General features: G+C 47.1%; 19 protein-coding genes. 1 reads left to right on the top strand and 18 read right to left on the bottom strand.

What is annotated here, in order from left to right; all coding sequences use genetic code 11:
* Positions 1–86: 86 nt before the first annotated feature.
* A complete protein-coding gene (locus TX85_RS00855; RefSeq protein ID WP_044477259.1) occupies positions 87–653 on the top strand; it encodes a TetR/AcrR family transcriptional regulator in 567 nt (188 codons plus the stop codon).
* A 124-nt stretch (positions 654–777) separates the two neighbouring features.
* On the opposite strand, the gene TX85_RS00850 is transcribed toward TX85_RS00855, so the two are convergent.
* The 18 genes from TX85_RS00850 to TX85_RS00760 form a co-directional block, all read right to left on the bottom strand.
* Positions 778–1,617: a formylglycine-generating enzyme family protein gene (locus TX85_RS00850; protein WP_044477258.1), complete on the bottom strand. Its 840-nt coding sequence runs from the start codon at positions 1,615–1,617 to the stop codon at positions 778–780.
* 124 nt (positions 1,618–1,741) lie between these two features.
* Positions 1,742–2,377: a glycoside hydrolase family 11 protein gene (locus tag TX85_RS00845; protein WP_044477257.1), complete on the bottom strand. Its 636-nt coding sequence runs from the start codon at positions 2,375–2,377 to the stop codon at positions 1,742–1,744.
* A 293-nt stretch (positions 2,378–2,670) separates the two neighbouring features.
* Positions 2,671–3,648, bottom strand: a complete 978-nt coding sequence (locus TX85_RS00840) for an aldo/keto reductase (protein ID WP_044477256.1) — start codon at positions 3,646–3,648, stop codon at positions 2,671–2,673.
* Positions 3,649–3,667: 19 nt separating this feature from the next.
* Positions 3,668–5,137: a sucrose phosphorylase gene (gene gtfA / locus TX85_RS00835; protein ID WP_044477255.1), complete on the bottom strand. Its 1,470-nt coding sequence runs from the start codon at positions 5,135–5,137 to the stop codon at positions 3,668–3,670.
* An 11-nt stretch (positions 5,138–5,148) separates the two neighbouring features.
* On the bottom strand, positions 5,149–6,108 hold the full coding sequence (locus TX85_RS00830; protein ID WP_044477254.1) for a carbohydrate kinase family protein: 960 nt from the start codon (positions 6,106–6,108) through the stop codon (positions 5,149–5,151).
* A gap of 20 nt (positions 6,109–6,128) precedes the next feature.
* Positions 6,129–7,208: a Gfo/Idh/MocA family protein gene (locus TX85_RS00825; RefSeq protein ID WP_199558814.1), complete on the bottom strand. Its 1,080-nt coding sequence runs from the start codon at positions 7,206–7,208 to the stop codon at positions 6,129–6,131.
* A 21-nt stretch (positions 7,209–7,229) separates the two neighbouring features.
* The gene (locus tag TX85_RS00820) at positions 7,230–8,069 is read right to left on the bottom strand and encodes a carbohydrate ABC transporter permease (RefSeq protein ID WP_233500575.1); all 840 of its coding nucleotides are present in this window, start codon (positions 8,067–8,069) and stop codon (positions 7,230–7,232) included.
* A 21-nt stretch (positions 8,070–8,090) separates the two neighbouring features.
* Entirely contained in the window at positions 8,091–9,032 is a 942-nt protein-coding gene (locus tag TX85_RS00815; protein ID WP_233500574.1) for a carbohydrate ABC transporter permease, read from the bottom strand.
* Between the two features lie 32 nt (positions 9,033–9,064).
* The gene (locus tag TX85_RS00810) at positions 9,065–10,363 is read right to left on the bottom strand and encodes an ABC transporter substrate-binding protein (protein WP_044477251.1); all 1,299 of its coding nucleotides are present in this window, start codon (positions 10,361–10,363) and stop codon (positions 9,065–9,067) included.
* A 271-nt stretch (positions 10,364–10,634) separates the two neighbouring features.
* On the bottom strand, positions 10,635–11,645 hold the full coding sequence (locus TX85_RS00805) for a LacI family DNA-binding transcriptional regulator (RefSeq protein ID WP_044477250.1): 1,011 nt from the start codon (positions 11,643–11,645) through the stop codon (positions 10,635–10,637).
* 441 nt (positions 11,646–12,086) lie between these two features.
* On the bottom strand, positions 12,087–13,454 hold the full coding sequence (locus TX85_RS00800) for a glycosyl hydrolase family 8 (protein WP_233500573.1): 1,368 nt from the start codon (positions 13,452–13,454) through the stop codon (positions 12,087–12,089).
* Positions 13,455–13,766: 312 nt separating this feature from the next.
* Positions 13,767–14,762, bottom strand: coding sequence for a LacI family DNA-binding transcriptional regulator (locus TX85_RS00795; RefSeq protein ID WP_044477249.1), 996 nt, complete (start codon positions 14,760–14,762; stop codon positions 13,767–13,769).
* A 93-nt stretch (positions 14,763–14,855) separates the two neighbouring features.
* A complete protein-coding gene (locus TX85_RS00790) occupies positions 14,856–15,383 on the bottom strand; it encodes a VOC family protein (protein WP_044477248.1) in 528 nt (175 codons plus the stop codon).
* An 82-nt stretch (positions 15,384–15,465) separates the two neighbouring features.
* The gene (locus TX85_RS00785) at positions 15,466–16,428 is read right to left on the bottom strand and encodes a helix-turn-helix transcriptional regulator (RefSeq protein ID WP_044477247.1); all 963 of its coding nucleotides are present in this window, start codon (positions 16,426–16,428) and stop codon (positions 15,466–15,468) included.
* Between the two features lie 52 nt (positions 16,429–16,480).
* The gene (locus TX85_RS00780; RefSeq protein WP_044479704.1) at positions 16,481–17,245 is read right to left on the bottom strand and encodes a sulfite exporter TauE/SafE family protein; all 765 of its coding nucleotides are present in this window, start codon (positions 17,243–17,245) and stop codon (positions 16,481–16,483) included.
* 298 nt (positions 17,246–17,543) lie between these two features.
* Positions 17,544–18,194, bottom strand: coding sequence for a Vat family streptogramin A O-acetyltransferase (locus TX85_RS00770; protein ID WP_044477244.1), 651 nt, complete (start codon positions 18,192–18,194; stop codon positions 17,544–17,546).
* 143 nt (positions 18,195–18,337) lie between these two features.
* Complete coding sequence (locus tag TX85_RS00765; protein WP_044477243.1) at positions 18,338–20,941, bottom strand: S-layer homology domain-containing protein; 2,604 nt, start codon at positions 20,939–20,941, stop codon at positions 18,338–18,340.
* Positions 20,934–24,578, bottom strand: coding sequence for a beta-xylosidase family glycoside hydrolase (locus TX85_RS00760; RefSeq protein WP_049894742.1), 3,645 nt, complete (start codon positions 24,576–24,578; stop codon positions 20,934–20,936). Before TX85_RS00760 ends, TX85_RS00765 begins: the two co-directional genes overlap by 8 nt.
* Between the last annotated feature and the right edge of the window lie 84 nt (positions 24,579–24,662).

The raw sequence follows: 24,662 nt of genomic DNA, 5'->3' as shown, positions 1-24,662 counted from the left end.
AGTTTAAAACGTTAATTTCACGACATTTTTAATAAATGTGTCGGATTAAAAGCATGATGTAGGATTGTGTTAGGAGGAGCTTGGGCATGAATGAAGTCAAGCTTGACCGAAAAAAACGGTATACCCGGATGGTGCTTCAAGACAGTCTTATTGAGCTGATGAGAGAGAAGCCGATCAATAAAATTACGATAAAAGAATTATGTGAACGGGCAGATATTAACCGGACCACCTTCTACGCGCATTATTCAGATCAATATGATCTGCTTCGCAAGATTGAGGCCGAAACTCTATCCTGGGCGAAGGAAATGATTTCCGGATTCAAGCACAAGACAGACAAGCAGGAAGCCTTGCAGCTTCTGGAGGAAATCTTTCATTACTTTGTTCAGAACAGCAATTACCTTCAGGTATTAATGAGTGAACAAGGCGACCTAGAATTCCAGAAGCAGTTGTTCACGCTTATTTACCAGCATTCCGGCATTAATCCATATGCTGAGCCTGATGGAACGATGGATACGAAGGAATCCTACTTTATATTCATTGTGAACGGAAGCGTCGGACTTATACAGCATTGGCTAAAGTACGGTCATAATAAATCCGCAAGAGAAATGGCGGAGATTATCTATACGATGGCCTTTCAGTATGTTCTAGACTGAATCTGCCTATTTAGCGTGAAGCTCGGACTGGGCAACACGCAAAAATGAGGCTGTCCCAATGTCCTAATCGGACTGGGGCAACCTCATTTTTGGAGGGCCAGATTGCTCTTTCCCTCTTCTCCCTCTATTCATTACGACTCACGCGGAAGCCTTGATCGGGCCCAAATCCATTTGCTTCGAATCTACCCCGATAAGACAGCTCGCTGCTGCCAACGTCGCCAATCCAACCGCCGCCCCTGACTACCCGAAAACCGCCAGGATTGTCGGAATCGTCTACATACCAGTCCCAGCACCACTCTCTTACATTGCCCGACATATCGTAGAGTCCCAATTCATTGGGCTTCTTGCCCCCGACCGGTTGGGTCTGACTCCGGTTATTTTCAATCGCAGGCCAGTTCCAGTCTCCGGTTAAATATTCTTCCCCAACGTTTCTCCAATACCAGGCCACTTCATCCGCCTGATTGCTGCCGCTGTACTTGTAGCTCTTGCTCAGCTGGCCGCCGCTTGCGGCATATTCCCATTCCGCTTCTGTCGGCAACCGGTAACCGTTAGCTCCTTCATTTATCGTTACGGTCCACTTTACGGAATCGTTCTCGCTCTTGTTATTAGGATCTTTTGTATTCTTGTCTATATTATAATGGGGCTCCAAGCCCTCCAGCAGGCTCCTTTTATTGCAGTACTCTACCACATCGTACCAACTGACTCCTTCAACCGGCAAATTGTCGCCAATAAATTGGGAGGGATTGGTTCCCATAATCTCTACCCACTCTTTTTGAGTCACCTCATATTTTCCGATATAGAAGCTTGATAGAACTGCGTCTCCTCCATGGTAGTTGGACTTTGTGTTCACGAAAGCACCTCCCTTGATGAATACCAAGCCATCCTCCTTCTCGGCCCCTCCCTGCGAGCAAGCACTGACAACAAGCATTAATTCTATTAGCAGGAAAATGATCAGCTTTCTCATGGATAGGTCTCCTTTGGGAAAATAGAATTATTATATTCCAACAGTTATGTAGAAGCTTTGGATGAAAGCATTAAGGCCGCCGGCAATGGAGACCGAACGGCCTCTGTATTCAAGGATCAATCGTTTACCACACCGTTACGTTGGAACTCCCGCTGCTTTGATATCCTTCTGTCGCCAACACCTGGTAAGACCAGCTGCTGCCCAGGTTCATGCCTTTACTTTTCCAAGCGTTGACATGGTTGCTGAAAGTGATAGCTACATTGCTGCCCGTTGCCCGCTTCGACTGACGGACGCTCCAATATTGCTGAAAGGTCTGTGTACCGTCGATGGAAGGAGCATTGTAGCGCATCGTAGTGTAGATGTCATAGGTGCCGCCGTCACTAGTCACGGTACCCTTATGCGTTCCGGTAGGCCGATACGTGCCCCAGCTGTCAACAACGTAGTATTCGATGAGTGAATTTCTTGTCCATCCGTAGAGCGTCAAGTATCCGTTCCCAGAAGGCGCCCAGACGCCGGCATTATAGTTGATCGTCCGATTAGGCGATCCCTTGCCCCAACCTTTGCCTACAACAAAGTTTCCGGTGTTACTCCAAGTGACACTGTAATTCCCGCCTGATCCATTGACCGCATTGACGGTTCCGCCGCCGTCGGTCCAGTTTTGCCAGTAGTCCGTCGCTGCATTTGAGGTTGCTCCAAACAAGCCAAAACTCATCGAAGCTGCAAGGCATAAGGTCAAAAGTTTCTTATTGAACCCGAACATGAACACTACCTCCTCAAATCGTTTTATTGGATTACAATTGATTCACCTGCGCAAAACTACGGTTGCCTTCTTTTCCGGCATTGCTCTTATCCCGGAGCATATCCACACCACATCTTACTATCACCTCCTTTATTAGAAAATTATAGAAGGTAAGCGCATACATTACACTTTGCAAATTAAAGGTTTTATCTTCTATTTTTTACATTTTTAATAGAAAGGAGTTGAAAAAGCGCACCCTCCAGCCAAAGGCTGAAGAGTACGCTTAATTTTACGGCTCTATATTAGGAACTTGATCAAGGCAAGCTTACGCCGCGGGAGCTAACGTACAAGGAATACCATTCATCACGGCTCAATTCTATGTTTTCCGCTTCCGCACAAGCTTGAATCCGGGAAGGGTCGGTCGTTCCGATGACCGGCTGGATCGCAGCTGGATGCTTCATCAGCCATGCAAGCACAATCGCCTCCCGTGAGGTCTGCTTCTCTTCGGCAAGCCGTTTTACGAGCGAAGCGGTGCTTTTCACATTATCACTTGCATCCTGCAGACTAGCCCCGGAGTACAAGCCCTTTGCCAGTGAACCCCATGCCTGCAGCTGAATGTTCTCCATCTGGCAGTATTCCAGTGTCCCTTCCGGGAAAATGTTGTTTCTCGCGGCATCCTGGTTCACATGAATACCCGTTTCCAGCCAACCGATTTTATTCAGACTCAGCTCCAATTGGTTCACGACCAACTTCTCGCTCAATTGACTTTGCAATAATCGAATCTGACCTGCGCTCATATTAGATACCCCGAAATAACGGGCTTTACCTGATGCTTTCAGTTGATGAAAGGCTTCTGCCACTTCACGTGCATCCATGAGCGCATCCGGGCGATGCAAGAGCAGAACATCCAGGTAGTCAATGCCGAGTCTGGACAGAATGCCGTCCACGCTCTCCAGGATATACTCCTTTGAAAAATCATAACGCGCCGGAACACCCTTTGCTTCATCCGGAAAGCGAATCCCCAATTTCGATTGAATGATCATTCTTTCTCTCAGGGCCGGATTCTGCTGCAGCACTTGACCAAAGACGGTCTCTGCTTTTCCGAATGCGTAAATATCAGCATGGTCAAACATATGGATTCCACGATCCAAGGCGGTCTCCACCGCTTCCTGCGCCTGCTTCACATGAGCGGATTCAATCGGATCCCGGGTCCATCCTCCGCCTAGCCCCATACATCCCAAAATAAGCCGGCTTGCGTCCAAACCGTGATTATGAATTGGCAATACTGTCATCTCTCAAGCACATCCTCTGTTATATAATATATTGTTGAATCGCGCCATTCTCGTCTATAAAGTCGATGACCGACCGATTATTCTTGAGGTCTACGAATAAGGTGCACTGTGAAGTGCCCTTCTCCCAAGTGAGCCGAACTTCATCTGCAGCAGTGTTCAGCACTCGAAACTCTCCGTTAAACGCTTCATACTCATTGCGGAACTTGATCAGCTTCAGCAGTCTTTGAACCACTGCCTGATCCATAGATCGTTCGATTTCCTCAAGGGTAAAGTTATGGCGGTTAATTTCGCGCCCCTCACCGGTCTTCGCAACCCCCTCAAGATCGTTCTCTCCTGCCAACAGTCCGACATAGTAAACCTGCGGTACACCCGGCGTAAAGAACTGCAAGGCCCGGGCCGCTAAATAGGCATCATCATCGGAATTAAGCACCGAGTAATAAGAGCATCTGATTTGATGAACGTCAAATCCATCCTCAGCTTTATGCTCATCCGATAATATCAGGCTGAGATTTGCTCCTCTTTCCAGGCAAGTGTCCACGATTTGTCTTGCTTCTTTGGTATCGATCAAATCGTCCAGATCCGGCTTGAGCGGAATGCCATCGTGGCAGTCCAGCATCGTGAATTGTTTATGCGGACGGTTCTTCAGATAGTGCTTCAAAGACTCGCCGGATTTTGTAAGAAGCGTCTCCAATATGCGATAAGGTAAAATAAAGTCATAAATCCAAAAACCGTGCTCCGCCAGTTTATATTGAATCTCGTAATGTGAATGCACCTCAGGCAGTAACTCGATATCCATGGAATCTGCAAGCTCTTTGATCCAATCGAGAAATGCATAGATTTCCGGCTCTACGAAAAAACAGCTCGTCCCCATCTTTTTAATGACATAACCTACAGCATCAAGACGCACGATCTTCACGCCATGCTGTTTGAAATGCATGAAAAAATCGGTAAACAGTTGTTTGACCTTGGGAGAGTTCACATCCAAATCGATCTGCTCGGAAGGATCGGTCTTTCCGAAGGTGGTCCACACCGCTTCTTCTGCTCCGGTCTCTTGGATCGTAAACGTCGAATATGGCTTTGGTCTGCGCAGGAACATTTTTTCAATATGCTCTTGCACCGGCTTTCCGTCTTCCCAAATCTTATCCAGCGTGATAAACAAATCCGCATGCTCGGATTCGCGTCCTTTGTTCAGAAAATCCTGAAAATATTGTGACTTCTGCGAAATATGATTCACCATGATATCGACCAATACATCAAAATCCTCGCCGATCGCCTTCATATCCTCCCAAGTGCCAAAGGAAGGGTCGATCTCCAGATACGTCAGCGGAGCGAAACCGCGGTCTCCCGAAGATGGGAACGGCGGAAGGATATGAACTCCGCCTTTGAAGACATCAACAAGCTGCGTGGAAAGAATGCTATGAAGCGTCTTTAGGTCACCTCCCAACGAATCCGGATACGTGATCAGCTGGACTTGATTTTTAACTGCCACATACACTCCTCCTATAAGCCATATATCTCTTTTATGGCTTCCAATTTCGGTAAATCTACAATAGCTCCGGTATATTTCAGCTTATAGGCACTCACCGCGAACCCACACGACAAGGCTTCTCTGATTGTATAGCCTTTTACTGTTGCTGCGTAAAATCCCGACCAAAAGGCATCTCCCGCCCCCGTCGTATCCGCTACCTCTGTGGCCAGGGAGCTAAAGCGGAAAGTCTCTACACCGTTGGACACAAGTGCGCCGTCCTTGCCCAAGGTTAGAATGACAAGCTTTGCTCCAAGCTTCAAAAACATTTCTATATATTGCTCATGCGTATGCGCTCCGAACAGTCTTTCCGCATCATCCTCGGACGGCTTCACGATGTCCACCTTTCCGATCACAGACTTCACGTACTCGATTCCATCCTCTCCGGCTTTCCAGAGCATCGGATGATAGTTAGGATCGAAGCAGACTAGCAAACCATTCATTTTGGCCTTGGAAATGATCTTCTCGATTGTCTCTCTCGCCGGATTTCTGGAAAGCGGCCAGCAGGAAAAGTGGACGATCTTGGAGTTCATCAGCTTCTCCTCAAGCTTCTCGGTGTAAGACAAGCGATAATCCGCCCCACGATAAAAAACGGGAGTTGGAGTGGATTGACTTTTGGTAACGACAACCATACTTGTGGGGCCTTCCGCCGTCCTCTGAATGTACCCGGTATCTATTCCAGCCGATTTCAATTCATGGATCAGGAAATTTCCCAAGCCGTCTTCACCTACTACGGAAGCAACTACTGCGTGAACTCCTAGTTTGTGCGCATTCATCGCGATATTGGATGGAGAACCTCCAAAAAATTGTCGGTATGTGCGGCAAGTAAAGTCGTCATTGTAATCCTCTGAGATCATGTCGATAAGAATTTCTCCTGCCATGAACAAATCATTGCCGCTTTTTTTAAGCTCAATATTCTGATCGAATTTAAGCATGTCAAACCTCCTGCATCCGATTATTGAGCCCATATTCTTGTTGAAGTCGATACTTCTTGATTCGGATGCTTCAGCGCCTCTTCCATCTTCAAAGCAATGTAAGTGTCTTGCAGGGCTTCTTTTAAAGAATAAAACTCCTTGTCCGTAGTCAAATATTCACCCATCAGGTCCATACAAGTAGCGACTGCTATTTCGTCATCGTTCAATCGAACGTTCGTATAAGGATTTCTGTAAACGAACTCTTCACCCAGCATGATTCCGTAGTGAGCCCATTCCTGATTACTGTATCTTCCCAAGTCAATCCGGTTGAGTTCTTGCGTCACCGGCACATTGGCTGAAGTCAGATATCTGATGCTCAAATCATCGATTTCACCTCTTACCCCTTGCACAGTCAACTGGCGTGTGCGGATAAAGGAGTGATATTGAGCCGGATCAGAGAAATCAAAGAAGGCAACCTTCCCATTTTCAAATTCCAAAGTCAAACGATCTCTTGTACAGGAAAAAATCTCCCCGTCAAAGGCCATGCCTTCCCGGCCGTAAGTTTCGGTCACCTCAAAAGAGTACCTTTTTCCGATGATGGTGCAATTTCCGTAACCTGCGTTCAAAGCCTTTCTGATGATGCTTACACCATGATATCCATGCAGAGACGAAAGATTGATATTGCTGACCTCACCCAGCTTGCCGTCCTGGATCACCTTTAGCCAAGCAGAATACAGGGGTTGAACAAAATATTGCTCCGCAATTTGCACCTTGGCATTATATTTAACCGCTTGTTCCCAAAGCTCTTCCAACGCCTCGATCGTTTCTCCTGGAGGAGTCTCGCACAATACCGGGACCCCCCTCTTAAACAGCTCGATTAAATAGTCCGAGACTATTCCTCTTTTGATGGACAATACCACATAATCAAGCTGGTTATTCAGCAATTCTTCAAGGGACTGAACAACGTTCACCCCGAATTTTGCAGCAAAGGCTTCTCCCTTTTCCCGATCCCGAATAACCACCCCGGTTAATTCGAACTTTTCCGGCAGGGCTTTCGCGATACGGATGTAAAACTCGGCTCTCCATCCTGATCCTATGAGTCCAAATCTGATTTTACTCATCCTCATTCTCCTCTGTATGATTTACCCTTTAATCCCGCCGGTAGTTAATCCGGCAATGATCTTCTGCTGGAACATCAGAACCAAGATGATAAGCGGGACTGTTACAACAATTGACGCAGCGGCCATGTCGCCCCATGGAAGCTCATAATTACTTGGGAACAATGCAATTCCGACCGGCACGGTTCTCATGCTGTCATCCGTCATAAAAGTCAAACTATAAATATATTCATTCCAGGAATTGATGAAGACCAACAGACCGACAGAGAAGGTAGCCGGTTTAATGAGCGGCAGCATAATCTTGAAGAAGGTCTGCAGTCTGGAGCATCCGTCGATCGTTGCCGCTTCCTCGAAGCCCTTCGGCAATTGACCAAAGAAGTTCGTCAGCAGCCAAATTGAGAAGGGCAATGCGAATGTCGTATAAGGGATGACCAAACCCGCGTACGTATTCAACAAATTCATGTTTTTCAAGATTAAAAACAAGGGGCTTACCGTAGAAATCGTCGGAAACATGGAAATCGCCAAAATGGACAGCAGGACGACTTTCTTTCCTTTAAAGTGCAGCCTGGCCAGCGCATAGGAGGCAGAGGCTCCGATCAGGATGCTCACGACCGTCGTAACTGAAGCAACAATCGCACTATTCAATAAATATCTCGCGAACGGATGCTTCTGGAATACATTGAAGTAATACTCAACGTTAATCTTGCTAGGTATCCATTTCGCAGGTATCGCTGAGATTTCTGCGAGAGGCTTGATCGAGGTTAGAAATTGCCATATATAAGGCAATAAAATAAAAGCTAAAAACAGTAATACAAGCACATATAGTAAACTCGCCTTTAGGGTTCTTGTGACTTTCATATCCATGGATGTCCCTCCTCTCCGAACCTATGAAGCTAGGTCTTTTCCGATTGATTTCATGTAAATTAGGCTGATGCCGAAGACGAATAAGAAGATAAGAACCGATACCGCCGAGCCATAGCCGAAATTCAGGAATTTCATTAAATGAGCGTAGGCATACAAAGATACACTTTCTGATCCGTTCGCACCGCCAGTCATGACAGATACCAAGTCGAATACCCGGAATGCATCAATGGTTCTGAACAACAGGGCAACCAGCACGGTGCTTCTCACCATCGGCAGTGTAATTTTTACAAATGCCTGGAATGAATTCGCTCCATCAATTTTTGCTGATTCATACAAATCACCTGGAATCATCTGCAGACCTGCCAAGATTAATAGCGCCATAAAAGGAGCCGTCTTCCAGACGTCTGCAATCACCAGTGCCATGAATGTACCGCCTTCCGTAGCTAACCAAGCTTTATATCCGTCGATTAATCCAAGACGATAAAGCACATCATTAAATAATCCGTATTGGTCGTTATATATAAATTTCCACATCAGGGCCGAAACCGTAGTAGGAATGGCCCATGGGATCAGAATCGCCGCTCTCACTAAACCTCTGCCTTTAAACGTTTTATTCATAATCAACGCCGCTGCAAAACCAACGATCAGTTCTAATACCACGGTCGCAATCGTGAATTTGAAGGTAAATAAAATCGAAGCTCCTGCCCGAGCATCCCTAAAGATATCTGTATAATTTTTCAACCCCACAAACGGATATCCAGAGCCAGGGTCAGTTAACACCATTTCATGAAGACTCAACCAAAATGTCCTTAGAATCGGATATACCGCAATGACCAATAAAACGACTAATGCAGGGAGCATCATCAGCCAGGCATCTCTGGTTTCCCTTCTCTGCAAGCTCTTCATCCCTTGACCACTCCATTCTGATAACATGGACTGCAATATGAATTGATCTCCGCTCAATTACATTGCAGTCCATGTCCTCTCCAATTTCTTTATTTGTTCAGTGCTTCGATATCACTTTGAATGGTATCCAGAGCTGTCTTGATATCGATATTTTCAGCTAATGCGGCATGGATATTCCGTTGAATCGAATCTGATACTCTTGCATATTGAGGAGACATTGGTCTGGCCTTCCCGTTCATGATAATGTCATAGAAGTCCGCATAGAATGGGTTCGCTTCCAGTACCTCAGCATCTTGATAGACTGATTTCAGAACAGGTGGCTGAGCTGCAATCAAATTCATTTTCTTCTGAACGCTTTCACTGGACAGATACTTGATGAAATCGATCGCCGCCTCTTTATGGGCATCATCAATAGCATTGTTGATTACCAAATTCAGACCGCCAAGCGTGGAATGAGACTCTGTTCCTTTAGGACCGACAGGCAACGAGGTAACACCCACTTTGTCCTTGACTTTGGAGCCTTCCTTGTTAGCTTGACTCCAGAATCCAGACCAATCACGAATGAACAAGGCTTTTCCGTCCAAAAATACTTGCTCGCTTTCCGGCTCGTTATAAGTTGTTACACCTTCAGGAGCATAATTCTTAACCAGGTCCAGCATAATCTGAGTCGCCTCGATGTTATTTTCGGTGTTTACCACTGGATTTCCGTTCGCATCCAAAATTTCTCCACCGTTGTTGGCTACATACTCAACCCAGTTACAAACTAGCGCTTCAGAAAGTGCAGCTTGGAACACGCTTGTGTATTGAACATCGTTTACGCCTTGCACTTGGCTCTGAAGATCCATCCATCCTTGATAAGTTGTTGGAGGCTCTACGCCCAATTGCTCAAGGACATCCTTCCGGTAGAAGAGAGCGCTTGCATTTGTAAACCAAGGAAATGCAACAAGCTTCTCATTATAGGTTGCAGTTTCAATCGTTCCAGGTAAGTACAGGTCCTGCGTAGCTTGATCAAAATACTGGGTCAGATCCGTCAACCAGCCGGCTGAGGCAAACTCTGCTACATATACAACATCCAGAGCCATAACATCTACGCTTGTATCGCCCGAGGCCAATTTATTCACAAAGTCATCGTGAACTACATTCGCATCCTGCGGCAGGATTTTTGATTCAACAATATATTTTTCTTGGCTTGCATTATATTCATCAATCAGTGTCTGAGCCGGTTGCCCGATTCCTTGGTCAAAGGAAAAAGTAATGGTCACAGGTTCATCTGTGTCTGGTGCTTCTGCGCCCGATTGGGTCGAATTCCCTCCGCAAGCAGTTAGCGATAACACCAGAGAAGCTGCAATCAATGGCATCCAAATTTTTTTAGCTTTAAACAGTTTCATACAAAGAAACCCCCATCTAAGTTATTGGCTAAACCTCAACGTGCAAAAAACAAATAGGAAACGCTTTCTAAATTGCCATTAGAGTTAAAGTCTTAGATGTTTATCATTAAATTATACAGGAAAACCTTTTCCTAAATTCCCAAAAAAATTATCTAAATCCTAATTCCTTGTTTTACCTCCTTTATATGCTTCTTTTTTGAGAATCTCACTTTAGGAAAACCTTTTCCTAAAGTGAGTATAACGCCGGAATAAAATAAATGCAATATACCTTTTAAATTTTTTTTACACTAATTCTTCTGATGATTTTGTGGGGGATAAATTGAGTCATTGGCACGCTTTGCTCTTGTATCAGCTTGAACAGCGTCTTGATTGCTCTAAGCCCCTCATCAAAATAAGAAATACGGACGGTTGTCAATTCAGGACTGAAATACCTCCCGAACTCCAGATCATCGAAACCCATAATGGAAATATCCGCGGGAACCGAAACCTTCGAGGTTTTCAGAAACCGAATGGCACCGATCGCCATAGCATCATTACACACCATAACGGCCGTAGGCAATACGCTATTTTCTTCGTAAATTTTTCGCATGCATTCATAGCCGGATTCGAAAGAGAAATCCCCGTGTTCAATGTATGAATCCAGGATTTCAATCTTTTGCTCCTCCAGAGCCTGCTTATATCCCTGTAACCGTTTTTGTCCGGAAGAATAGTCATTCTCGGGTCCCCCGATTAGAGCGATTCTTTGATGTCCGTTCTCAATCAAGAAAGAGACAGCATCATACATCGCTTTCACATTATCGTGGATGACGGTATGAATAACCTCTTCCCCATTCGAAGCCTCCTGCGTAACAAGAACGATAGGATACCTCATACTTTTCATTTCTCCTACCAAGGCAGAATTAACATCAACACCGGCAAATAAAACTCCATCTACTTTTTTATCCGCCAATACCCCCAGCAACTCGACTTCCTTCTCCTGATGGCCCCCCGATTCACACACCATTAGCGTGTAACCCTTCTGCTGGCAAAAGCTGTTTATCCCTCGAGTTAAAGCCCCAAATACCGGGTTAGAGATGTCCGGAACAATGATTCCAATAATGTTAGTTCTCTTCATGATCAAACCTCTAGCCAAGGAATTTGGCTTGAAGTTTCTTTTTTCAATTACATCATTTACTCTCTTTTTCAGCTCCGGGCTTACCGCCTTTGAATTATTAATCACTCTTGAAACAGTTGCAACCGAGACCCGGGCTTCTTTTGCAATATCTTCAATCGTAACAGACATGACACCACTCCTAGAAACTCTCTTATCGATTCTCAAATAGATGGTCCAAATACATGCTAATCCTCATTCTGACAAAATATGAACCTGAAATCAACATATATTCTACTGAACCACAGACGAACGGGTAAAACAGAACGAGGGAGATCATTGTGAAAAGCAAGGCTTTTGTTATTGTTGAACGAAGCTGGATGTGATTTTCTTTTTTCTTTTTGGCATAGTGTTCTCCTATGTATGTTCATTGGCATAATTACAAATTACAATTCATACTTCATCCTCTAATTATGGTAGCACATCCCCTTTATAATTCCCACGGTTATAAGAACAGGCGCCGGCGGGCTTTAACCTTTTCCGTATACTCTAATCAAAAGCTTCGCCCAAGCAATTCTGCTTGGGCGAAGCGAACCTCTTGTCAGGGTTCGGCATTGATTATTTTTCTTTCCTCTACAGAGCCCCTGTCGGCGTCCACCAGTTGCCGGAAGCGACGATCATGCTGAGCAGACGGATCGAGTTGCCGTAATAATAATTCCATTCCAAGGCCGTTGGGTTGGAGGCATTCGTATGATAATCCCACAGGTCGTTAAGCCATTGCTGATTGTTGCTGGAGATCATTGCACTAACCATCAATGGAGCGGTAAAGTCCATGCCGCCGTCCCACGGACTAAGCTTTGTCTGTCCATCCAGCGAATATCCTGACCAGACCTCCCACGGTTCATCATGCTTGGCAGTGATGAATTGATTCAGTGCCGTTAACTGCTGCTTCGCTCTGTTGTTGCCGGTTACCAAGTAATCCGTCCCGATTCGCCACGGTGTTCGGCAGGAATTATAATTATAATCTCCATCAAATTCTGACTCCAGAAAATACCCGTTCGGGGTGTTCCAGGTAAATTGCGAGACAGGCTTGTATTTCCCGTTCGAGTCGCGATATACGAAATCCGGAAGCAGTCCGGTCGAAGGGCTGTAGCTGGCATATACGTCTTCAATGATATTGTAAGTCGTATCTATCACGAGCAGCCAGCGTGCATCGCCCGTTGCCTGATAGAATTCCTTCATATGCTGCAGCATGAAGTCCGAAGGACGTGTCGCGTTGCGGTAATCCGGATTGGTCCCCGAGATTTGCACCCAGTCGCCCAACTGCAAATGATAATGAACCGGGTGAACCTCGCTATTCATAATTGCATTGATCACTTTAATGGCTTCCGCACGGTAGTTAATAGTTCCATCGCTTCCCCATTGCTTGTCGGCTAGCAGCAGCGAGTAGGCGATATCCATATCACCGTCAATGGCTGAGTTCGTTCCATTAATATCTACGATACTGCCGTTGCGGTTGGCCTGCTGCCAAGCCATCAGGTCTGGGTTCTGTGAGCTCGGATGAGCCCGGAAATAACGATACATCCCGTCAAACAAAGTCTTCGCTTGTGAATCATGTCCGCCCATCAAGGCGGTAATCATCATGCCATAGCCATGGGCTTCGGAGACGGTGATCGCATCTCCGTTCCAGCCCCCATCGTTGTACCACACATAGTATTGGTTGCTGTTATACGGATTTTGTTTGATATACTTCATCTTATATTCGTTATAGAGTAGCTTGACCTCAGCGTCCATTTGCGTCTGCGTGACATGATTCGGCTTAATCGTACCTGCCGTATACGTCACATGCTGCGGAAAGGGGCGTAACTCTGTGCTTGTGATTGCGGCCGCGAAACCGATGCCTGCAGATCCCGGAAACAATCCAGCCAACAACGCCACAAGCACGACCACTGTTACTCCAAAATGACGTCTCTTCCCATGACGAAATCCCATAATGATCATCACTGCCTCTCATATTGGATTATTGTTCCTTCTCCTAAAATGTTTAAGCGCTTTAACTTTCAAGCAAAAAAACAGCTTCCCCTCCTCCTTCCTAAGTAGAATTACTGCCTGATATATGAAAAAAACTCTAGATGTCACCAACCAATAATTTCCTTTAATCACTATAATTGTAGTAGCTCACTTGAGGTTCTGTCAACGAAAATTAAAGCGCTTTAATATAATTAGGTTTGACGTATCATTTCTCTTTATTAAGGCCGGATGTACGAAAAAAAGAGTCTGCTGACAAACAGCAAACCCTGTTACCGTCCAGGATTATCTGGGTGCGGTTGTCTCCCGAATAACCAGCTCCGGATCGATCTGTATCGTCACTTGCTCCTTGCCCGGCTCTTTAATTGCCGCAAGCAACAAATCAACTCCCAGCTTCCCGATTTTATCTGCCGGCTGCCGAATGGTTGTCAGCATCGGGCGGAACTCTGACGCCAGCACCTGATCGTCGAACCCGATGATGGATACACAGCCAGGGATGGAAATCCCTTCGTTCAAGCAAGCATTCATCACTCCGATAGCGATATAATCATCCGCCGCGAAGATGGCCGAAGGCAGCCTGCCCTCCTTGATCCACTTCATCGCGATCTGATATCCCGAGGGAATCTCAAAGGCTCCCCGCTCCACCCGTTGCGGCACCAATCCCGAATCGGCAAGCGCCGCCAGATAGCCTCGTTCCCGCTCACGGCTGCTTAAAAAATGCTCAGGACCGGCAATATGAGCGATCTCCGTATGTCCAAGCCCGATCAGATGCTTGGTTGCCTCGTATCCTCCCTTGAAGTTATCGACGATGATAGAATTCACAGCGTGATTATGATTCGAATTGTCGATCATGACGAACGGAATACTCTTTTTCATCAAATCATGAATATACGCTTCCTCATCCGCCGGAGATAGAGACAACAGGATAACCCCATCCACCCGATCCTCTGCAAACAATGGACGATGGACTCGATCCGCATAACTTCTAGAAACCGAAAGGGCCAAATAATAGCCGCACTCCATCAGTCTTTCATTCATCTCGTTCACGACAGCATCAAAGAAGGAATCATCCAGCGTCGTGAGGGTCAGTCCAATAATCCCCGTCTTGCCTCTCGCCAAACTCCTGGCTGCAGCATTCGGATGATAATCGAGCTCCTTCATCGCCTGCAGCACCTTCTCCTTGTTCTTTTGCCGAACAGAAGAGGAATTATTCAGCACTCTTGAAACGGTAACTACCGATAGGCCCGATTTTTGGGCTACATCAAAGATACTGACCTTCATCATCTGGTCCCCCGAAATCATCTATTTATCTAGGAATACCATATTTTAGCTGATTATTCAATTTTGACAGCAAGATATGCTCCAGCATATCCTTTATCCCTGTCTATCACCCGACTCCGCCCACTCTCTGACTCTGCGGACGCTCTCTTCCTCCGATAAATCCTCCACCCGGGTCATAACGGACCATCTTACGCCGCAAGGGTCTAAAATGCTCCCGTATCGGTCGCCTGACACAAAGTTGGCAATCGGCTCCCTGACCTTTGCGCCCTGTGCCACTGCATGTTCAAATACCTGATCCACATCGGCAACGTAAATGCCTAGAGAATAGCATGCATGGTCCTCATCCGGCGGCAAAGCCAATTTATAGTCCGGATTCGCGGCTCCCAACTGCAGCAACCCGTTGCCAAAGTCCAATTCCGCATGAGCAATGAACGTGCTGCCGTTCTCATCCTTAAATTCGGTAATATCCTTCACTCTCGCATTGAACACGGCTTGATAGAATTCGATGGCTTTCGAAGGATTATCCACGACGATAAATGGCGTGATGGATGTGAATCCGTTCGGCGTTCCATTCTTCGTATAGTTACCTGACACTCCCTTATACTGCTTGTGATCCGTCATTAAAATTCCTCCTTGATTATAGTGATATTTGTCCTTAATCATAAAACAGCTTCACTGACAGAGCCTGTCAGTGAAGCTGTAGTTATGATCGGTAATGCTCCATTAAATCCGAAGCAATTGCAGCGAGCTTATTCCTTACGCTTTGCGGTTGAACCACCTGAACAGCCTTTCCATAAGAGAGCAGGAAGTAAGGCACATAGGCTTGAAGCGCTCCTTCATCAATTATAAAGACGGCTTGCTGCGGTGTCCGCTCCGTCAGATGATGGCCTAAAAACCAATGAATGCATAAATCGTCCAAAGCTTCTGATCTGCCTTCAATAACCAGCGATACTAATCCTTCCTTTCCTTCCACACCCGGCAGAAGATTTTGCATAAAAAATTCTTTCGCAGAGAAATCCGCCGGTCGCGCAAACCTCATTTGCGTCCGCTCGATCCGAACAATCCGCTCCGCTCGAAAACTCCTGATTTCGCCCCGAAGACGGCAAAATCCAACCACATACCATTTATTGTTCCAATATAACATGCCATACGGATCAATGACTCTTGTCTTGGCCTGTGCCTCATGACTGGTATGGTATTCAATTTCTAACGCAACTTCATTGGCTATAGCCTGCTCCAGTTCCTCCAAGGTCAGCTTCACTGACGGAGCGATATCCCGATGGATCACTTCAAAACCAGCCAAGTGGCGATTGAGAGTGCTTTCCTGCTCCTGGTTTGCATATGTCTTCAATTTTTGAGTTGCCCGGTTAAGCGACTCGCTGTATGGATACCCCGCTTCGTTGGCAAATACGGCAGCATGAAGCAGTGCCTTCTGTTCCTCCAAGCCGAACAACAAGGGGGCATGGATAAACTTGTTCAGCAAGCTGTATCCCCCGTTCTGTCCCGCATCGGATACAATCGGAACTCCGCTGGCGCAGAGCGAATCCATATAGCGATACACAGTGCGAATATTAATCTCTAGTTTTTCGGCTATTTGCTTTGCCGTTATTTTTGCTCCAGAATGAAGCATCCACAAAATCGCCAGCATATTGTCGTTCTTTGCCAATAGTCACCCTCCCACATCATTTCATTACGAGATTCGCGACAGAAACCGATGTTCATATAAATAGTCTTAGTGCCGATAGAGCCGTCATGGAAATGATCAGAAGCCTGAAAAATTTCTCATTAATTTTTTTGATGACAAAGAGTCCCAAAACCGCTCCTGCCGCGATGACCGGCAACATCACCGCTGTTAACGTGAAGGAATGCAGCCCGATATTATGCCATGCAAAAATCTGAACAGGAAGCTTGATAAAATTGATAATGAAGAAGAACCACGCATTGGTTCCCATGAAATGATTTTTCTGTAACCCGAGGGCCAGCAAGTAGACGCTGAAAATCGGGCCGGCAGCATTTCCGATCATGGTGGCGAATCCGCTTAAAATTCCCGCTGTGATATAGAACCATGTGCCGGTGGGCACTTTAAAGTTCTTCCCCTTCTTTTCCGCGTACACTAAAATGCCCAGACAGAATAAAACGATGGTTCCGATCAAGATGATAAATACCTGATCACTGATCATATTCCCGACAACGGCACCGGCTAACATACCGATTAAAGCCCAAGGCAGAGGCGCAAATACGTTCTTCCAATTCACGCTCTTGCGGTAGGACCAGACAGCGATTACGTCTCCGACCAACAGCATCGGGAGCAAAATTCCCGTAGAGTCCTTTCCGCCAAAGAAGCTCGCAAGAACCGGGATCACGAGCATGGTTACGCCGCCAATCCCTGTCTTGGAGAAACCTACTAAGAACGCGGCTATAATCACTACTATCAATTGAACCTGAGTCAAGTCTAATAGCGCCAGAAAATTAAAATTATTCATAAGAAGATCCATTACTTTGCTGCTAATCCTCCCTGCCTTCTTCGTATAATATTGGGCTTTGTAGGATTAATCGTACAAATAGCTTCCAAAACTTGGAGAATGCGATGATTTGTACGAAAAAACATACAATCGCCCTCGTTAATCCTTCAGATAAGCCTATTTTATACGAATAATCGTATAAAGCCCCCAGTATATCGTCAGATGAATGATTTTTGTACGAAATTTCGTATAAAAAGAGCCTCCCTATGCTATTAGCCAACACCCCAATCATCAATGTAAATATCTCAAAGCTCCTTTTTCAAGCATCCTTGCCGCCTTGAATCCTCCTGATTTCTGTCAGGTCTCCGCTGCACAAGGCTTCAAGGTTATCGAAAATTTTCCGGGCTGGCCAATCCCACCATTTAAGTTCCAGCAGATATTGGATGAGGTCATCATCGAATCTTTTCTTAATGATTCTGACAGGATTGCCGCCTGCGACATGATACGCCGGCACATTCTTGGTCACAACGGAATTGGCGGCGACGATCGCTCCGTCCCCGATCTGTACCCCCGGCATGACCGTGACATTCTGGCCGATCCATACATCGTTGCCGACCACAGTATCTCCCTTGAAAGGCAGATCTTCCATTGTCGGCATCGCCTTTTCCCAGCCATGGCCCATAATATTGAACGGGTAAGTAGTGACACTGCGTATTCTGTGATTCGCGCCATTCATGACAAACTCGATGCCTTTGGCGATAGCACAGAACTTCCCTATTATAAGCTTGTCGCCCAAAAAATCATAATGATGCGTAACATGCTCCTCAAACCGTTCCGCCCCGCCGATATCGTCGTAATAGGTGTAATCGCCTATGATAATATTCGGTCGGGTGATAACATTTTTGATGTAGCATACGCTCTTAATATTTTCATTAGGATAAACGGCATTAGGGTTGGGTCCGAATTGCATATCATCGTCCTCCTTACGGTCTCTCTGATATTCTCCAAGCTCATCTTAACGCAAAAAGACCCACCACAGTTAAATGTTTGGGTGGATCTTTAATTTACAGCTAAAGATTCATAATTTCCATCAAAAGCTCAAGGTCTGTTTCATCAATCAAGCCGAAGCAAGTTATAGATCGCTTGTGCGGTCTCTGCACGGGTAGCTTCGGAGCCTGGATGGAAGAGCCCGTTTCCCTTGCCTTGCATGATGCCTGCCGCTATAGCTTTGCTCAGCTCCCCTTGCGCCCAGTCGGATACTTGTGCGCGATCTGAAAATGCCCCCAGTTCATCGCCTTTCGCCACAATGTCACCAAGCTTATACTCGTAAGCCCGAACGAGCATTGCCGCCATTTGTTCGCGAGTAATCTCCTCCTCCGGCGCGAAATGAGTTTGCGAAATACCGGTAATCAAACCGGCTTGGTAAGCTGCGGCAATTTCCAATGCGTACCATTTATTCGAGGATACATCTTGGAACGGCGCCGCTTGATTCGTTGCCGTTAATCCTAAGGCTCTGACTAGCAATGCAGTAAATTCGGCTCGATTTGTCCGGTCGTTCGGTGAGAATTGCGTATCGCCAATCCCTTTGACAATGTGCTTGGCAGCCAGAACCTGCAGCGTTCTGGATACCCAATGACTGGCAGGCACATCCTCGAACAACTTCGAGTATTCGAACACAGCTATTGAGCCTAAACGGTCCAATGAAGCTTTAATTTGCTTAGAAGCCGGGTCAATCACGCCTCCAACGTATTCCCATTGACGGGCTGCTTCGTTGTATGCATAGATTCCCAGAAGGCTGTCGTCAACACCCTCCTCGTAAGCCAGGACCAGATCTAATCCTTCCTTGTCCGCGTCCAGCTTGATTTGCTTGCCGTCCGCCGTGCGCAGCAGCAGGTTATATTGATAAGCCTGACCTGCGGTCTTGACGCGGGCTGTTCCGCCTGAAACCGGTGCATCCATAGCCGCATCTGCGACTGGGGTAATGCTGGCTTCGAGCACGGCCCCGGCGAGATTTTGCGCTTGGCTTAGCAAGTACTTGATCGTTGCGGCAGAAATCGTCAGTGACGCGCCGTCCGCCTTTAACTCCAGGGCGAAGTCCTTAAGCTCTTCAACAGGAACCGACGCCGATGGATTCTTCTGATCCAAAGCAACAATCGCTTTATTCCCCACGATCTCAAGATTCGATTTCGGCGGGGTCGGAGTGCTTGGAACCTGTGAGCCGGAGCCGGAGCTATTCGAACCCGGAGAGCTTGATCCTGGATCGCTAGGACCCGGACCGGTTGATGTCTGGCCGCTGATGGTCACAGCCTTTGTTCCCGCAACGCCGGAACCATCCTGGGCTGTTGCCTCCACCGTAACCGTACCGTTGCTTACTGCCGTCAGCAGACCCGACGGGCTGATGATTGCCTTGCCGGTGCCGTTCGTTACAGACCAGGCGACCGCTTTATTCGTGGCATTTTCCGGCAATACGACGGCTGTCATTTGGGCTGTGCCGCCTTTTGCGGGAATGGCCGAAGCTCCGCTAATCGTAATACTTTCAACCGCAATGTCGGTCATGTCCCCTTCTTTGACCGTTATTTGATGCGAAGCATCGGGTACCCCGTATTCGCTGCCTGTTCTGTTCGCAATAACGATATCACTCAGCGTTACCTGTGTATCGCCCGAAGTATTTGCCTTCGCCGCCAAACTGAATTTCAGCCACTCGCCCTGACTATCCATCGCGATGCCTTTACTTGCAGCAAGCACATGAACCTTTCCAGGAGCATTCTCTTTAGCGGAGACCATCAGGTCATCGCCTCTTAGTGATTCAACACCTTTAAACTCCAGGTAGACGGGATCGAAATTCAGGGATAGACCCTGAGCATAAATCTGCTCAAATTGATTGTCCGCCGCATCCTGCAAAGCATAGACCAATTCGGCCGTTGAACCGTTCTTCACGCTCTCGCTGCCTGTTAAGCTGGCCGCCCCCGCCCCCGGCTCCTGCTCCGGTTCTGGTTCTGGTTCTGGTTCCGGATTAGAGTCAGGCGTCGATTCTACCGCAACCGCAACCTCTGCAGATTTGCCTTCATAAGTAATGCTTACAACCGCTGTACCCTCTGACATCCCCTCCACCAAGCCCGTTGAAGTAACCGTCGCCACCAGTTCATCATTGCTGACATATTGGATCCCATCGGCTGCCGTTACATTTAACGTTTCACTCGCAGGATAAGCCGCTTCAACTTGCAGCTGTACATGATTCTCCTCCTCATTCAATCGCAGCTTCACCGTTTCCGGAATGACCTTCAATTGTGTTACTGCTTTATTCACGATCTGGAATTCCAGACGATCGGCGTGTTCTTCGTACCCATCGTTAAGCAAAAGTGCGAAGTAATAATCGCCTGGCGCCAAGTCCATCAGAGCTCCGGCCTCGCCCTCGCTAGCGTCTGAAATGGTGATGATGCCATCGGGAGTCTCTTGAACATAGGCCCATTTCTGGGAAGGCGTACTGCTTCCCGGACTTTCACCTGTGCGGTAGAGACCGATCCAATCTTTAGCGCTTTGAGCTCCCGTGTAATGAACGGCAATCGGCTGTCCGGGCTCAATCTCAGTTTGCTCCATGCTCAGCGTACCCCGTTCAGGTCCTTCTATTATTGGTTCCACGGCACGAGCATGAGACTGCACACTGATTGTTCCGATTAAAATAACAAGCGCCATCAACGTTTTCAACAGCTTATTCATGCGCATTCATCCTTTCAAACAAATGATTCATCATGAGTTCGATATCCCTGGAATCTATTACCTGATCTTGATTTAGGTCTGCTCCCTTGATCGATTCCCAGTCAGGATCATCGCTTGCGGCTCCATAATGCAGAGAAATGATTGCCAAGTCTGCTACGCTGGAACGGCCGTCTCCGTTAACATCATAATTCGTATCGGTACCGCCGGTATCTTCCAAGATAGCAAAGTAGTAGAAGGCGGCCTTCGTCGGAGTCCCATTCCCCCCGGAAGGTATGGCGTAGAGACCGACTTTCAGATTATTCAGCTTTACCGTAACAGGATCTGCTGCTGCCTTCCAGTTGGCGCCATCCCAATAAAATGTCGAATATACATCGCCTTGCTTTTTAATTTTCAATTGAATAGTATCGCTTCCCGGATGGCTGGCCATATGTGCCGGCTTAAAATAAGAGCCGTTCACCTCATAGGCGGTCTCTAGCGATTTTCCGGTGCTGCCGGTTGTATCCCAGACATGCCCGAGCTTCACATAATTATCATCGTTTTCATAGACAAGCAGCCCGGCTTGTTGATAGTTACTGGCTACTTCAGCATGCACTTTAGTGATGATCTCAAAGTCTTCCGAGCCTGTATTCCTCAGGAATACATTCTGAAGATCATTCGTGCGCTCATGCAATTCGCCGAATGCGGCATTCAGCGTCAAGGCGCCGGGATTTTCCGTAAGCGACCATTGCTGGCGGTTCTCCCTGATAATCGTCCAGCTTGCATCCAATTGATCGCTATCGAATTGATCCGTGATTGCCTTGGCCGGAATCGGATCGATAACTCTGGATAAGAACCGTTCCAGCGATTGCTCCAGGCTCGCAATCTGCTGTTTGATCTCACCGGAGGTTGCTGCTGTGTTGTCATAGACCTGCTGAGCAGCCGCAATTTCGCCTGCGAACTCGTCTATGGCTGCCTGCGGGTATTGGCTGGGCTCATTTCCTGCCACTGCATGATCAAGCACATGCTTTGCCTGTTGAATCGCCTTAAACAAATCGGTCTTGCTTACACTTCCAATCAATTCCCGATGCGCGGCCGCCACGCGTTCAAAATCCAGCTTCTCGACTTTGCGGTCATACGATAGCAAGCCGTTAATTTCATACTCCACGTCGGAAATCTGAGTATAGACCGCCGCGCTCAGCCCCGGACTCTTCTTCAGATTTTTAAGCGTATTGATATACTGGATATATTGGTTCGTAAGCTGCTCCTTATCTTTCATTAATTGATAGGAGAAGACTAGCGGGCTGTACTCATGGCCGGGAACATGGAGACCCAGCCCGCCGTACTCTCCAAGCGTCGCCGTTCTGTTCTTCGTCGGGGTCGGAGAGTTCGGTGCCGGGTAGCTGTGCACATCGATGAAGTGTCCGGCCGCATCGTCGAATTCATTATTCTTGCCTCCCGCATCATGCCATCCCGTCGCCCCCATGATTAACCGGGTCGGGTCCGCTGCCAAAGCATGGGCGATCGCTTTCCTTGTTTCGGGACCTCCCTGGTCGAACTGCCCCCATCCCTCGTTAAACACAACGTACGTCACGATCGAAGGGGAATTCTGCAGCTGGCTTACCATTTCATCAAATTCTTTATAGAATTGAGCCTTTGCACCTTCGCTGTTGCTTCTTCCGTTCGGCATATCCTGCCAAACCACTACGCCTAACTTATCCGCCCAATAATACCAGCGGGCAGGCTCGACTTTGATGTGTTTGCGAATCATATTCATATCCAGACGCTTCACGGTTTCAATATCATATTTCAACGCCTCATCCGTCGGCGCCGTATAGATTCCGTCCGGCCAGAAGCCTTGATCAAGCGGTCCCATTTGGAACACGAATTCGCCGTTTAACAGCGGACGCTGGATTCCATCAACGACACCCAGCTTTATTTCTCTCATCCCGAAATAGCTGTCAATTTCATCGATAATCGTTCCCCCGTCTTTGAGGATAACTTTCAAATCGTACAGGAACGGATCATCGGGCGACCACCATCTGGAATCAGGAACCGGTACTAACAAAGTCTCGCCTGCTGCTCCGCTGACCCTGCCAACCTCAACTCCTTCACTGTAGGCGATTGCTTCAACTGTTTTCCCTTCACTGTTATGGACATCCACCTTTAGCTCCAGTTGATCCTTCCAAATGTCCGGAACCATATCCATCCGCTCAATGTAGGACTGCGAAACTGGCTCTAGCCAGACGGTCTGCCAAATCCCTGAAGTAGGCGTATACCATATTCCTCCCGGATTTACGATAGTTTGCTTTCCGACAATTTGTTCGCCTCCATCGTCGGTCTGATCGAACACGTGGACAATGATTTCATTTTCTCCTGCCGCCAAATAATTCGTTATATCAAAGCTGAACGAGGTGAAGCCGCCTTTATGGCTGCCTGCCTTTTCGCCGTTCACATAAACCGTCGCCAGATAATCGACAGCGCCGAAGTGCAGCAACACCTGCTGCCCATCCCAATCTTTCGGAATTTCAAAGGTTCGCTTATACCACATTAATTTTTCATTTCGTTCGATTCCGGAGAGCTGGGATTCAACGGCGAATGGGACCAGGATTTGTTCTTCCAAGGTCTGCCCGGTCGGAACCGAATCTCCCTCTTTGGCAACCTGGAATTCCCAGCTCCCGTTCAAATTCAACCATTGCTCACGCTCCATTTGCGGTCGGGGGTACTCCGGAAGCGGAAGCTCAGGATCTACATCGTCTGCCCATGGCGTTTGGATCTTGAACTCCGACTGATTTTTCATGCTGAAATAAAACTCTTCAAAGGCTTTTCCGTCTTTAACGGACTTCAGGGCACCTCCCCCGTCGTAAGACACATTGACCACCGGAGCATCCTTGGAATATACGGGGTACTCAAAGGTCATTACGATGGTCGTTGGATCGCCGGATTTTGATGCAACAGCTTGAATCGGCCAACTCACCCCCTGCACGTTGACGGAAAGTTGATCCTTCGCATGCTCCTCAAGAGAAACCTCCTCGGCAAAGCCAAGCTCTGCAGTAATACCGTCAGGGAAAACGCTTCCATTAATAGGGCCGTTATAAACAAAATCCGTCGGTAAAGTGAATGCTTCCTGCGGAATGATTTGCTTCGGCACGCTTGGACTACTCCAGCGCAAATACAGGTTCGACCCGCCTACGTCCTCGAAATATTCCACTTTGAAATCGTATGATTTCCCGGCCTCCAGTTGGATGGGCTTGCTTGCCTTCTCCTTATCCCATTCGTTCACCCAGAAATCGATGACCAATTGATGATCAATCCATAATCTGAACCCGTTATCTCCAACCATCCAGAACGTATAATCCTCCGTAAATTCCGGTGTGATTCGCCCTGTCCATCTTACGCTGGCATTATCGTTTTGCCCGGTTAAATTTTCAAGGATCCTTTCAAAGTTGGGAAAATAAATTTGCGGATCAATTACAGTTGCTTTTAGAGCGCCGAAGTTCCAGTTGGGCCCTCCGGAATTAGTATAATATTCGGCTTTCAACCCATGAACGGCCGGAGGGGCTTCCTCCTTGGCCAAGGCTGACGTGAAGCTGTAAGGCAAGAACAGTAGAATGATCATAACGACAAGTAAAGGCTTCCTCAAGATTTTACCTATTCCCATAAGATAAATATCCTCCCTTCTCATCTTTAGTGCCATTCTACTTGGAATAAAATCTTGCGTATTTACAAAATACAGCTAAAATTT

The organism is Paenibacillus antibioticophila (genome assembly GCF_000455265.1).
GTDB lineage: Bacteria > Bacillota > Bacilli > Paenibacillales > Paenibacillaceae > Fontibacillus > Fontibacillus antibioticophila.
Note: the sequence above shows the minus strand (reverse complement) of the source record. Positions and strands in the feature narration are given on the sequence as shown.

What these genes read in the sequence shown, in the direction of transcription:
- TX85_RS00855 (WP_044477259.1), top strand. Translation starts at nt 87, where the DNA reads ATGAATGAAGTCAAGCTTGACCGAAAAAAACGGTATACCCGGATGGTG.
- TX85_RS00810 (WP_044477251.1), bottom strand. Translation starts at nt 10,363, where the DNA reads ATGAAACTGTTTAAAGCTAAAAAAATTTGGATGCCATTGATTGCAGCT.
- TX85_RS00765 (WP_044477243.1), bottom strand. Translation starts at nt 20,941, where the DNA reads ATGAATAAGCTGTTGAAAACGTTGATGGCGCTTGTTATTTTAATCGGA.
- TX85_RS00820 (WP_233500575.1), bottom strand. Translation starts at nt 8,069, where the DNA reads ATGGATATGAAAGTCACAAGAACCCTAAAGGCGAGTTTACTATATGTG.
- TX85_RS00760 (WP_049894742.1), bottom strand. Translation starts at nt 24,578, where the DNA reads ATGGGAATAGGTAAAATCTTGAGGAAGCCTTTACTTGTCGTTATGATC.
- TX85_RS00830 (WP_044477254.1), bottom strand. Translation starts at nt 6,108, where the DNA reads ATGCTTAAATTCGATCAGAATATTGAGCTTAAAAAAAGCGGCAATGAT.
- TX85_RS00800 (WP_233500573.1), bottom strand. Translation starts at nt 13,454, where the DNA reads ATGATCATTATGGGATTTCGTCATGGGAAGAGACGTCATTTTGGAGTA.
- TX85_RS00840 (WP_044477256.1), bottom strand. Translation starts at nt 3,648, where the DNA reads ATGACAGTATTGCCAATTCATAATCACGGTTTGGACGCAAGCCGGCTT.
- TX85_RS00770 (WP_044477244.1), bottom strand. Translation starts at nt 18,194, where the DNA reads ATGCAATTCGGACCCAACCCTAATGCCGTTTATCCTAATGAAAATATT.
- TX85_RS00795 (WP_044477249.1), bottom strand. Translation starts at nt 14,762, where the DNA reads ATGAAGGTCAGTATCTTTGATGTAGCCCAAAAATCGGGCCTATCGGTA.
- TX85_RS00780 (WP_044479704.1), bottom strand. Translation starts at nt 17,245, where the DNA reads ATGAATAATTTTAATTTTCTGGCGCTATTAGACTTGACTCAGGTTCAA.
- TX85_RS00790 (WP_044477248.1), bottom strand. Translation starts at nt 15,383, where the DNA reads ATGACGGATCACAAGCAGTATAAGGGAGTGTCAGGTAACTATACGAAG.
- TX85_RS00825 (WP_199558814.1), bottom strand. Translation starts at nt 7,208, where the DNA reads ATGAGTAAAATCAGATTTGGACTCATAGGATCAGGATGGAGAGCCGAG.
- TX85_RS00850 (WP_044477258.1), bottom strand. Translation starts at nt 1,617, where the DNA reads ATGAGAAAGCTGATCATTTTCCTGCTAATAGAATTAATGCTTGTTGTC.
- TX85_RS00805 (WP_044477250.1), bottom strand. Translation starts at nt 11,645, where the DNA reads ATGTCTGTTACGATTGAAGATATTGCAAAAGAAGCCCGGGTCTCGGTT.
- TX85_RS00845 (WP_044477257.1), bottom strand. Translation starts at nt 2,377, where the DNA reads ATGTTCGGGTTCAATAAGAAACTTTTGACCTTATGCCTTGCAGCTTCG.